5 protein-coding genes are annotated in these 13,033 nt (G+C 63.6%); 4 read left to right on the top strand and 1 reads right to left on the bottom strand.

What is annotated here, in order from left to right:
- The 3 genes from IPG97_03200 (at nucleotide 1) to IPG97_03190 (ending at nucleotide 7,786) form a co-directional block, all read left to right on the top strand.
- The gene (locus IPG97_03200) at nucleotides 1–858 is read left to right on the top strand and encodes an alpha/beta hydrolase (protein MBK6855579.1); all 858 of its coding nucleotides are present in this window, start codon (nucleotides 1–3) and stop codon (nucleotides 856–858) included.
- A gap of 3 nt (nucleotides 859–861) precedes the next feature.
- Nucleotides 862–2,052 carry a glycosyltransferase gene (locus IPG97_03195; protein MBK6855578.1) on the top strand — a complete coding sequence of 397 codons (1,191 nt, stop codon included), beginning with the start codon at nucleotides 862–864 and terminating at the stop codon, nucleotides 2,050–2,052.
- A gap of 862 nt (nucleotides 2,053–2,914) precedes the next feature.
- Nucleotides 2,915–7,786, top strand: a complete 4,872-nt coding sequence (locus tag IPG97_03190) for a hypothetical protein (protein MBK6855577.1) — start codon at nucleotides 2,915–2,917, stop codon at nucleotides 7,784–7,786.
- A gap of 266 nt (nucleotides 7,787–8,052) precedes the next feature.
- Here IPG97_03190 and IPG97_03185 read toward each other — a convergent pair whose 3' ends face one another.
- A complete protein-coding gene (locus IPG97_03185) occupies nucleotides 8,053–8,928 on the bottom strand; it encodes an IS3 family transposase (GenBank protein ID MBK6855576.1) in 876 nt (291 codons plus the stop codon).
- A 1,570-nt stretch (nucleotides 8,929–10,498) separates the two neighbouring features.
- Here IPG97_03185 and IPG97_03180 point away from each other — a divergent pair.
- Nucleotides 10,499–10,642: a hypothetical protein gene (locus tag IPG97_03180; GenBank protein MBK6855575.1), complete on the top strand. Its 144-nt coding sequence runs from the start codon at nucleotides 10,499–10,501 to the stop codon at nucleotides 10,640–10,642.
- Nucleotides 10,643–13,033: the final 2,391 nt, after the last annotated feature.

Genomic DNA, 13,033 nt, shown 5'->3' with positions numbered 1-13,033 from the left:
GTGCCCCACGTCGAGGCCAACGGCCTGCGTTTCCACGTCCAGGTCCTCAAACCCGCCGACACCACCACCCCCGGCGGGCCGGCGGCGACCCGGCCCAAGGTGGTGATGCTGCACGGGCTGGTGATCGACAACCTGTCGAGCTGGTACTACACGATCGCGTCGGCGGTGGCCCTCCATGCCGACGTGTACCTGGTCGACCTGCGGGGTCACGGCCGCAGCGACATGCCCGCCACCGGCTACACCGTGGCCGACAACGTCGACGACCTGGACGCCCTGCTCGAACAGTGGGGGATCGACGAGCCGGTCCACCTGTTCGGCAACAGCTTCGGCGGGGTGGTGTCGTTGGCCTTCGCCCACCGTCATCCCGACCGGGTGGCCAGCCTGTTCCTGATCGAAGCCCACTTCGCGGTGGAGGGCTGGGGCGAGCACATGGCCGGCAGCCTGGCGCTGGCCGCGTTCGGCCTGGACGAAACGGCAGTGCAGGACTGGCTGGCCGAGAACGCCGACCGCAAGCTGTCGCGCCTGGCCAAGCGTTCCGAGCGGTTCCTGATGGAGACGTCGCTGATCGATGACCTCCAGGCCGAGCCCCCGATCGCCTGGTTGGACCAGATCACCTGCCCGACCTACGCCATGTACGGCAGCGAGTCCGACATCTTGGACCGGGCCCGTGAGCTGGAGGCCAAGGTGCCCGGCTGTGAGTTGGAGATAGTGGAAGGTTGCAGCCACTCGCTGCTAACCGAGCAGTCGGCCCTGGTACGAGAACGGGCGCTGGCCTGGATCGGGCGATTCACCACCATGGCTGGTCGGGACAGCGTCGGGGCTGGTGGCTCGCGCCCTGACCCCTCCGGCGAGGGCTGAAGGGTGACCCGCTTCCTATTCGTGGTGCCCCCCTTCACCGGCCATGTGAACCCGACCGTCCCGGTGGCGAAGTTCCTCGCCGAACGGGGCCACGAGGTGGCCTGGTGTGGGCTGCCGGGCACGGTCGAGCACCTCCTCCCGGCGGGAGCGACCTTTCTGCCCGCCACATCTCAGGAGGTTGCCGACCACGTGGCCGCGGCGGGGGAGCGTCGCCCCGACCTGCGGGGGGCCGCCGCCTTCAAGTTCCTCCAGGAGGAGGTGCTGCTGCCACTGGCCGGGGCCATGGTCGACGGAGTCGATGCCGCCGTCGACCAGTTCGGGCCCGACGTGTTGGTGGTGGACCAGCAGGCCCTGGCCGGGGCGGTGGTGGCGCGGCGCCGAGGGCTGGTGTGGGCCACGTCGGCCACCACATCAGGGGAACTGGTCGATCCCCTCGAAGGCTTGCCCCTGGTGGCGGCCGCTATGCACAGGCTCCGCGTCGATCTTCAGGTGGCCCACGGCATCCCCGTCGACCAGGCCGAAGTCGGCGATCTCCGCTTGTCGCCCCATCTGGTGGTGGCCTACACAACCGAGGCCTTGACCGGACCGGTGTCCCTGGATGTCCCGGTGGCCTTCGTCGGCCCTTCCACCCTCGGCCGCCCCGATACCGACGACTTCGATTGGGACCTCCTGGCCCCGGACATGCCGACGGTGCTGGTGTCGTTGGGGACCCTGAACGCCGAGGTGGGCGGAAGGTTCTTTACCGCCGCGGCCGAGGCCTGTCGAGATCAGCCGTGGCAGGCCGTGTTCGTTGCCCCGCCCGAACTGGTGCCCGACCCCCCGCCCAATGTGGTCGTTCGGACCCGTATCCCCCAGTTGGCGGTGCTGGCCCGGTGTGATGCGGTGGTCTCCCACGCCGGCCACAACACGGTGTGTGAGAGCCTGGCCGCCGGGCTGCCGTTGGTGGTGGCCCCCATCCGAGACGATCAACCGGTGGTAGCCGACCAGGTGGTGAATGCCGGAGCCGGAGTGAGGGTCAAGTTCACCCGGGTCCGAGCCGAGGCCTTACGAGAAGTGATCCACCACGCCCTGACCGACCCCGACTTACGTTCCGCAGCAAGACGAATAGCAGACTCCTTCACCACCGCCGGAGGAGCCCCAGCCGCAGCCGACGCATTGGAAAGCCTGCAGCCCGACCCAGCAAACATCGGATAGGTGAAGCGCCGACGATCTCGGCTTGGGTACGCGCCGGAAGGCGAGTGGCAGTTGGGATTGCGGGCTTGGCCCGGAGCCTGTGGCTCGCCGACCGTCTCGTGCTCAAGTCTCGGTGGATTGGTGCCGATGGGGGTTGGACATCTCGTGTGAAGGTGGGTTTGGTGCTCTCTCTCTCTCTCTCTCTCTCTCTCGGTTTGATGGCTGGTTTCGGGCTGGGCGGCGGGTAGGGCCTTGTTGGTGGGCCGCGTGGCTGGTGGTGGTTTCGTTGGTGGCGGGGGTGTTGGTGGTGGCTCCGGTCTCGGTGTGGGCGGCGGTTGATCCGGGGGTTGGTGCTGAGGGGGCGCCGGAGTTGTGGTGTTCCTCGTCGCAGCGGGTGTCCTTATTTGATGCTGGGTTGACTGGTGTTTACACGGAGCCGCAGTGGGTGACGGTGTGGGTACCGGCTGGTGCGGCTTTGTGGACTAATCAGGAGGGTTCGGCTCAGGCGACGAGTTCGTATTCGCATACGTGGGTTGAGTTCGCGAGTCTTGTTGAGGTGTACAAGACTTCGGATCTTGACGACGTGGTGGTTTCTGGTCGACCGTTTGATCTTATCGTTGACACGAATGGTGCTGCTGGCAGGTTCGAGTTGGAAGATCATGCCGGCTATTTGTTCACCAACGATACGGGCGTGTCGCAGCGGTTTACGTTGGGTATAAGCACCGAGCGCGGTAAGGGTGGCGCGGATTTGAAGTGGTCGGCTGGGTTTACGGTGTCTGGTGGGGCTGTTTATGATCCGCCGGGGTGTCCTAATGGTTTGATTGCTGAGTCGGAGACGTTTGGGGTGAATCCGGCTTTGTGTTTGCCGTGTGCGGTGCAGCAGGTGTTCGCGGATCCGGTGGATACTAGGACTGGTAATCAGAACATGGTGTTGCCGGGTATTTCGGTGGGTGGTCGGGGCTCGTTGGGGTTCGGGTTGGCGTATAACTCGTTGGGTGCTGGCAGTGCTGGGTTGTCGGGGTTTGGGTGGTCGTCGGTGTTGTCGATGACGGTGGTGGCTGATGGCGGGGATCGGGTGGTGTCCCAAGAGGGCGGTTCGACGGTTCGTTTCGGCCCGGATGGCAGCGGGGGTTGGGTGGCTCCGTCGAGGTTCTCTGCTGGTTTGGTGGCGTTGCCGGGTGGGGGCTGGGTGTTTACCCGTAACCATTTCGACAAGTTCACGTTCGACGCGGCTGGGAAGCTGGTTTCGATTGGTGATCAGTTCGGTAACGAGACCACTGTTACCTACAGTGGCGGGGTGGCAGTGTTCATGGAGGACGAGGCTGGTCGCCGGTTGAGTTTCGGGTGGTCGGCGGGCCGGCTGGTGTCGGTCACTGACTCGCTGGTGGCTTCGGGCGGTCCTCGGTCAATCCACATGGCCTATGACGCGGCCGGTGATTTGGTGTCGTTCACCGATGTTGGTGACGGGATATGGTCGTTCACTTACGACGGTTCGCATCGTTTGTTGAGTATGCGTAAACCCCGCCATCACGGCGGCGCACCTGGTGCGGTGGTGGCAAACACCTATGACCATTTGGGTCGGGTCGCGTCACAAACAAATGAGAACAACGAGAAAGTGACGTTTGAGTATTTCACGCCGGTTCCGGGTGCGACGACGATAACGATGGCGTCGGGCCGCCAAAAGATCGATGTTTATGATCATGACGGGCTGGGTGTGCACACGTCGACGGTGTGGGCCCCAGGCACTGCGGCGGAGTCTGAGACGGTCTTTGTTCGTGACCCGGCCACTTTGGCGTTGGAGTCGGTCACGAACGCGGCCAATGAGGTGACGGTGTTCGACAGCGACGCTCACGGGAACACCACGATGGTCCGTGATGGGTCGGGGCGGGTGACACGGTGGACCTACAACGGCCAGGATCAGGTGACGTCGATGTCAGTGGGTGAGACCGCAGCACCGTTGCCGTCCTCGACAGCGAACGTGGTGACCTCGACGATCTCCTACAACGCTGATGGTTTGCCGACGGTGATGGTGGACGCGGTCGGCACCGCCTCGGAAGCAACCACCAGCTTCGTCTATGACAGTGTGCACCGCGAGGATCTGGTGGAGGTGATCGACGGCCGCTCACAGCACTGGACTTATGGCTATGACCCGGCCAGTGGTGATGTGGTCGAAGCGGTTGATCCGGTGGGCGGTCGTTCCACGATGTCCTACAACAACATCGGCTGGCTGAACACGGTGGTGGCCCCGAAAGGCAACCTCGCCGGTGCGACACCGGCCCTGTGGGCGACGACCTTGGAGTATGACGATTGGGGCCGGGTGACCGGCGAGGTCGACCCGATGGGGAACCGGGTCGAAACCTCCTTTGACGCCAACGGCAACGTGACCTCGACCGAGACCGGCTTGTCGGCCACGGTCACTGCGGGGGATGTGACCACCTACAGCTACGACAACGCGGACCGCCTCACAACGGTTGATCCACCCGGTCCGGGGGACCGCACCTACAGCTATGACCCTGACGGGCGCCGGACCGGGTTCACCAACGAGCTGGACGGCACCTGGGCCTACAGTTTCGACGCTCTGGGGCGGGTCGAGTCGGTGACCGACCCGACCAACGCGACCACAAGCTACGGCTGGGACGAGGCGTCACGGCTCGCGTCGGTCACCCAACCCGGCGGCAACTGCAATGGCGCACCCAAGACCGGCTGTGTCACCTACACATATGACTTGGCGGGCCGTCCGACCGGTGTCGATTACGCCGATCCGGCCACCCCCGACATCGCCGCCATCACCTATGACGCGCTGGGACGAAGGACCTCAGCGTCTCGGGGCGGTGACACCGAAACATGGGTGTGGGATCAGCGGTCACGGTTGACGTCACACACGGATGTGAACGGCCGTGCCACCAGTTACGGGTGGGACGACACTGGAAACCTGACATCGATTGGTTACCCGGGCCAGACCACCGCGGTCACCCGCACTTTCGACGGGGCCGGAAGAATGGCCTCGACCACGGACTGGACGGGCCGGCTCACCACGTTTGGTTATGACCAGAACAGCAACTGGTCTGAGACGGTGTTCCCGGTGTCGTCACAGAACCGTGACGTCTACTCGTTCGATCGCTCTGATCGGATGGTCGGTGTCACATGGAACCGCGGCTCGACAATGCTGGGCAGCCTCTCCTATGGGCCCCGTGACTTGAAGGGCCAGGTCACGTCTGTCGCCGGCACCGGGGTCGTGGCTGGTCAGAATCAGTCGTGGGCCTATGACGACCGGGACCGGCTGACCGCGACTGGGACGGAGGGGTTCGGGTTTGATGCGGCCACGAACCTGGTCGACCAGGATGGGGTGTTGCAGGTGTTCGACCCCGCCCAACGGCTGTGTTGGACATCGCAAACCGTCGAGGGCGGTGATTGTGGGACCCCACCCGAGGATGCGACCACCTACGGTTATGACGCCCGCGGGAACCGGACCTCGATGACGTATCCGTCGGGAACGACCGCAACGTATGGGTTTGATGCCGAGAACCGCATGACCAGCGCGGTCCTGCCGACGACGTGGCAGGACGACACCGCCCGCCAATACGTACCCGTCCCCGCGTCTCGCATCGTGGACACCACGACGGGTGCCGGAACTTGTGATGGTGCCCCGTGTGCCCGGCTTGCCGCTGATGACCCTGTCGCGGTGCAGGTCACCGGTGTGGGTGGTGTGCCGGCGTCAGGGGTGACGGCGGTGGTGGTGTCGATCATCGCGTCAGGCACCACATCGGATGGCTGGTTGGAGGTGAACCCCGCTGGTGACGCCGCCGCCGGGACACTCCCACTCAACGCCGGACAAACGTCGGCTCAGACCGTGACCGCGAAACTGGCTGGGAACGGGACGATCACCTTGGCTAGTGGGGTGGGTGTGGATGTGTCGGTCGATGTGGTCGGCTACTTCCGGGCGCCGTCGCCGTGGGTGCCGGCCCTGAACTACTGGCCGCTCACCCCCACAGTCACCGCCGAATCCACGTCGGGAACTGGTGTGTGTGACGCTTCGCCGTGTGGGACTCTCCCGGCGGGTGAAACCGATATCGCCACCGCCGGACACGGCGGGATCCCCGCTTCGGGCGTGAACGCGGTCACCGTGTCGATCCTCGCCCAGCATGCGTCTGGTGGCCAGGTCCGTGTCGCACCATCTGGGACGGCAGCAGCAGGTGAGTTGGTGTGGGAAACGGGCAGTGTCGGTGCTGCTGGTGTGTTCACTGTGCCCCTCAACCCTGACGGGACGATCACTTTGGAAGCCGCCGGTTCCACCAACATCAGGGTGGCGGTGACGGGCTACTGGAAGGTCCCCACCGGAACCGATACCGGTCTCGGCTTGGATCTTCTCGATGCCCCCACCCGACTGGTGGATACCACCACCAACGTCGGTGTCTGTGACAGCGACCCGTGTGACACGCTCCAGTCGAACACGCCAGTCGAAGTCGCGGTCACCGGACAGGCGGGGCTGAGCGGTGAGATCATGGCGGTCATGGTTTCGGTCACCGCTACCGACCCGACCGGCACCGGTGTCCTCGGGGTTGGGACCACCGAAGCCGACTTGGGTGGCGGGATCGTGGTGTTCGACCCAGCCCAACACGCGTCGACGACCATGATCATTCCGCTCACCGATACCGGGACGTTCACGATCGGATCATGGACCGAAACTGATGTGGCGGTCGATGTGATCGGTGTGTTCCGTGCGCCGACTAGGACGTGGCGTTACGAATACGACACGACCGGCATGCGCACCGCCAAGCAACTCGACAACACCGCTGGCACCGGTGTGGAGTGGCGTAAAGAACACACCTGGACCGCCAGCGGCGGTCTCCCGTTGTTGCTAGCGGAGCATCAAGGCGCGCAGAGCGCGTATGTGATCTACGGGCCGGGCGGGACACCGATCTATCAGATCAACACCACCGGCGAAGTTCAATACTTCCACCAAGATCACCAAGGCTCCACCCGGCTCACAACCAACGCGAATGGAACCACCCGCAACACCATCACCTACAACGCCCACGGTGAAATCATCGCCAACACCAACTGGTGGCTCGAACAACCACTAGCCGGCTACACCGGCCAATACCACGACCCAGAAACCGGCTACATCTACCTAAGAGCCCGCCACTACGACCCCACAACCGGCCAATTCACAACCCTCGACCCGTTAGTCGCAATCACCGAAGAACCCTACGGCTACGTAAGCGGAGACCCGCTGAACAATACGGATCACTCGGGCCTGGGCATCGACCTGCCGGGCGGGTTCTGCATTCAATACGGTCCGTCCGACGAGAGTTGTAACACCGCCTCCGACAACATCCGTGATGAACATCCCGAGGTTGCTCAGGGCATCGTGGACTTCTCGAGCGGCATGCTCGACATAAACCCTATCACCGCCGTTACGAATGCGACAGGAGCCACTGACACCGGGCAGTATGCCAATGAATGTTCCGGCTGGTACCGGGGTGGGCAGGCGACGATGTTCGTCATCGACATCTGGGCAGCCGGTGGAACCCAGGCTGCTCGGATCCGAGACTCATCGGTGTTCGGCAAGTCAAGCACCTTGTTCGGTCGCGGCGGGAAAGGTGGCGGTGGCCTTCTGAACCACACATGGATGCGTATCGGGTGGGGGTGGAAGGGATCCGCCTCGGCAGGACAGGACGTGTTCCGCATCGGTATCGGAAACCGGAAATGGCACATTGAGATCTGGGAAGTCGGGAAGGCCCTGCGTGGTTAGCGACTTCGGAGTACTCGATAGCCGGATTCGACATGTAGAGCTTGCTCGTTACTCGGGAACAAGGGTGGGACGACTCCCGGGTGGAGTCGAGAGGCTGCTGCCGCGCGGAAGAACGGAGCGAATCAGCCTTTTTCCTGCTTGGGATGCCGCAAGTCGGGCGGACCTTCTCGACGCCGTGCTGGTTCGTCTTGAGGCTCTCGGGTATCGGCCAAAGAGCTCCGTGGCGTTAGGTGCCCGTCGGGCGGATGAGGACGAATTGTTTGACCTCATCTGGACTGCGACGCGCGAATACCATTGATGTCGCGTTTGGAGCGGTCAGATTGATTCGGACTGGGTTTGACGGGTGCTCGGTGGGTTTGATTTGTCAGGGCCGCATCGGCCTGACCGCGTGAACGGCAGTGGGCGGCTTCGACCTCTGCCTGGGAGCGGTCGTCGAGCTCGCCGTGGATGCGGTCCTCGTTGAACCAGGACACCCACCCACAGGTGGCGAGTTCGAGGTCCTCGAGCCCTTTCCAGTGCCCGCCGTTGGCGGCGAGCACGGCAGGGTTTCGGTGCAGTTCGGTCTTGTAGAGGGCGTTCACCGATTCGGCCATCGCATTATCGAAACTGTCGCCGATGGTGCCTATGGAGGGCGTCGCTCCGATCTCGTCGATGCGGTCGGTGTAGGTGATGGATGTGTACTGCCCAGGGAGCCGGCGTCGTTGTGGCAGATCAGCCCGGCGAGGTCGGTGCCCCGCCGGGTCCAGGCGGCCATGTTCAGCGCATCCACGACGAGGTCGGCGTGCATGGTGCGCGCTGCTTTCCAGCCGACGATGCGCCGGGAGAACACGTCGACAACAAACGCCACGTACACGATCCCAGACCATGTCGAGCAGTACGTGAAATCCGCAACCCACAACTGATCGGGTGCGGTCGCGGTGAAGTTCCGTTTCACCAGATCCGGGGCCCGGGTCGCGGCCGGATCGGCGTGGGTGGTGAAACGCTTCTTCGCTCGACTGGCCGCTGATGCCCTCAGCTTTCATCAGGCGTGCGACCTGGTCACGGCCGATGTCGATGCCGGCCTTACGAACGGCGACGGCCATCTTGCGGCGGCCGTACACCGAGTAGTTCTTCTTCCAGATCGCCCGGACCTTCGGGCCCATCTCAGCGTCGCGGACCTTGCGGGCGCAGGGCTTGCGGGTCTTGGCGGACCAGTAGGTGGTGGGGGCGATCTCTGCACTTCACAGATCGGCTCGATCCCCCATCTCAGCCCACCGGACTCACGGGTCCGGTGGGCATCGATGAACTCAACAACCGCAGCGACCTCTGCCGAGGTCAGCGGCCTTGCCCTCTTCGGGTGACCAGTCGAGCTCGGTCGCGAAGAAAAACCGATGCGGCTTTCAAGATGTCGTTCGCCCTGCGGAGCTCACGGTTCTCCTTCACCAGCTCCGCGATACGCTGCGTGCCAGGCCGTCGACGTGCCCGGACGGGTCCCCGAGTCGACCTCAGCTTCGGCCTACCCAGCCACCTGCTAGGACCGGGCACCTACACCAAGGTCACGAGCCACCCGGGCGATCACCCTGAGACTGGCCGGACTCACGGCGGATCTCCAGGACCATCCGGGACCGCCTCGCTCACGCAACTCGTCCGGTACTTCTGCGGCCGTTTCGGCCACCACTGTTAAGCTTGCCATGCTCCATACTCGCTTCCAAGCTCAGGAGCACCTTGCGCGATCCCAGTCCGAATCAGAAGGTCGCCGGTGTGGTGGTGTGCCGGCGTCAGGGGTGACGGCGGTGGTGAGCCGATCATCGCGCCAGGCACCACATCGGATGGTTGGTTGGAGGTGAACCCCGCTGGTGACGCCGCCGCTGGAACCTCCCACTCAACAGCGGGCAAACCCGGCTCAGACTGTGACCGCGAAACTGGCTGGAACGGGACGATCACCTTGGCCAGCGGGGTGGTGTGATGTGTCGGTCGATGTGGTCGGCTATTTCCGGCGCCGTCGCCGTGGGTTCCGGCCCTGAACTACTGGCCGCTCCCCCCCACAGTCACCGCCGAATCCACGTCGGGAACTGGTGTGTGTGACGCTTCGCCGTGTGGAAACCTCCCGGCGGGTGAAACCGATATCGCCACCGCCGGACACGGCGGATCCCCGCATCCGGGGGTGAACGCGGTCACCGTGTCGATCCTGGCCCAGAACGCGCCCGTGGCCAGGGTGCGTGTCGCCCCGTCGGGGATGCGGCCGGGTGAGTTGGTGGGAGGCAGGCAGTGTCGGCGCTGCTGGTGTGTTCACCGTGCCCCCAACCCTGACGGCACCATCACTTTGGAAACCGCCGGTGTCACCAGCATCAGGGTCGCGGTCACGGGGGTATTGGAAGATCCCCACCGGAAACGACACCGACTCCGGACTGGATCTACTCGAAGCCCCCACCCGCCCGTCGACACCACCACCAGCACCGGCATATGCGACAACAACCCGTGACACGCCCAGGCGAACACGCCAGTCGAAGTCGCGGCCACCGGACAGGGGGGCTGTCGGGTGAGACTGGCGGCGGTCATGGGTTTCGGTCACCGCTATCAACCCGACCGGCACCGGTGTCCGGGTTGGGACCACCGAAGCCGACTTGGGTGGCGGGATCGTGGTGTTCGACCCCGCCCAACACGCCTCGACGACCATGATCATCCCGCTCACCGACACCGACTCTCACGATCGGATCCTGGACCCAAACTGACGTGGCGGTCGATGTGATCGGCGTGTTCAAGGCACCGACCAGGACGTGGCGTTACGAATACGACACCACCGGCATGCGCACCGCCAAACAACTTCCGATAAACACCGCCGGCACCGGCGTCGAGTGGCGTAAAGAACACACCTGACCCGGCGGAACCGGTCCGCCGTTGCTGCTAGCCGAGCATCAAGGCGCACAGAGCGCGTAGGATCTACGGGCCGGGCGGGACACCGATCTATCAGATCAACACCACCGGCGAAGTCCAATAACCTTCACCAAGACCACCAAGGCTCCACCAGACTCACCACCAACGCCAACGGAACCACCCGCAACACTATCAGCTACAACGCCCACGGTGAAATCACCGCCAACACAAACTGGTGGCTTCGAACAACCCTCAACGGATACACCGGCCATTACCACGACCCCGAAACCGGCTACATCTACCTAAGAGCCCGCCACTACGACCCCACAACAGGCCAATCACAACAGTCGACCCACTCTTAGCAATCACCGAGGAACCCTACGGCTATACCAAGGCAACCCAGCCAATCGCTCTGATCCAACCGGTCTCTGCGGATTCTGGGTGATGGTCCGTGCACACCGGGCGGTATCGTCGACGACATCGCGGATAGGAGTCCGGTCCGAGGCCAGGATGCGGCAAATTCCGCTGCCGGGGTCCTTGACGGCATCACGATGGGTAACGCTGATACGGTGCTATCGGCAATCGGTCAAGCGGACAAGGTGCGGTGGGATTCCACAGCTACAACTGTCGGTGGTGTTGTCGGCTAACCTTCGATGGCCCCTTGCCATTGTCAGCCCTGCCTGCGTCACGGCATATGCAAGCAAGGCGACGGCACTCAACTTTGTATCCGAATCCTATTCATGTATCTTCACGAGTTGTGACTGGTGGTCACTTGTTGGAGCAACTGTTGGACTGGGCTTTGGAAAGTATGTTCCAGGTTGGGTGGGACGTCACATGGGTGATGATGTCGGCATGTGGTTTCTCCCGAATATCTCTTCCCGATGTTGTTTGTGCCGCTCAGTCTCATCCCCTACGGATTGTTGATTATGGACGACCAATGGCAGCCTCTAATGATGGCGTCGTGGATTGGTGATTGTTGTTTCATCCCGCCGATATATTCGCGATGCTAGCGAATTATCTGAAGGCGACGGGAGCGCGCCTGCTAAGGCCTACTCGGCGAATGACCGCGCCTGGGAAGTTTCGACTCTATGGGCAGGTGGGCCATTGTTGTGTGCAGTTTGGTTGCATTTGTGGCTCAGCTGATTGGCTTGCATACCTGAACGCAGGCCGACGGGTTCCGGCGTAACGGTAACACCGTGAGGTGATGGGACGTTGAGTTCCAGCAGCCAGTGCCCTGTCTGTCGTCGAGCGAGAGGAGATCAGCTGATGCGCTTATGACGCCCGGAGGAACCGGACCGATGACTTATCCGTCGGGAACGACCGCAACCTTCGGTTCGATGCGGAGAACCGCATGACGTCGGCAGTCGGCAGGTTCCAGGATTCAGTGCGCGGTGCGTGCAGCGTAGACGTGGTTGGGGCTCTGCCAGTGGAGTGATCGGCGGGGTTGGGTGTTGAGGATGTGGCAGATGTGGTCGAGGTGGGCTTGGGGTGGATGGAGGAGGTCGGTTCCTTTGGGGAGCCAGAACTGGAGTTGGCGGTTGCCGCTTGTTTTTGGCCTCGTTGCCAGGGCGAGTGGGCGTCCGCGAGTAGAAGTCGATGCCCCAGGCCATGGCGATCAGGGCCCATTTGGCTAGTTCTGACTCGGTCCCAGGTGATGGACCGGCGTGGCTGGCGGGCATTCCCGCTACCCAGTCGTCGAGCGTTCTGTAGGTGGTGAGCGAGTCGTGACCGCCGGGGCAACGCGAGCACGACCTGGGGTGCGGCTGACACGTTTCGACCAGGGTGATCAACGCGACCGGTTCCTGGCCCCGATGATCGTCGCCTTCCCAGTGTCCGAACTCGCTACGGTCCTCGACCTCGGCGGGACGGTCATGAATCGAGGTGAAGGCACCCAAGACGTGAGTGCTGGTCTGGGATCGACGCTGGTTGCGGCCTCGGCGACGGTGCCGGCGGGTGCGCAGCACTTCGGTGGGTTTAACTTCCAGCAGTCCCCGGTAGATGCCCTGGTAGATCGTTTCGGTGGCGATCCCGCCGATCGGAGCAGGTGGTGCCTGCCGGGAGTACCCGGCAGTGAGATGGTTGGTCACCTTGGCTGCCGCTCGGGCTGTGACGAACCGGCACCCACGTCGGGGCCGCTTGTCGCGAGGGCCCGTTGCGCCGTGCTTGCCCGGTAGCGGTGGCGGCCACCGTTGGCGTCGACATCGGGCTTGACCAGGACCGGTGTCGACACAAGACCCGGCCCAGCTCGGTCCACGAGACCATCGGGTTCTCAGCCAGGCACCGGCTGATCTCCTCGTGCCCGGGCAACGTCAAGCGCGTGTAGGCCATGATGGGAACTCCAGCAGTCAGTGCGATGGGTGAGTGACCCGACCATCATGGCCGGACACCGCGCAC

The organism is Microthrixaceae bacterium (assembly GCA_016702505.1).
GTDB lineage: Bacteria > Actinomycetota > Acidimicrobiia > Acidimicrobiales > Iamiaceae > Aquihabitans.
Note: the sequence above shows the minus strand (reverse complement) of the source record. Positions and strands in the feature narration are given on the sequence as shown.

Excerpts from the sequence above, each read along its gene's own strand:
- IPG97_03185 (MBK6855576.1), bottom strand. The coding sequence starts at position 8,928 with ATGGGCCCGAAGGTCCGGGCGATCTGGAAGAAGAACTACTCGGTGTAC.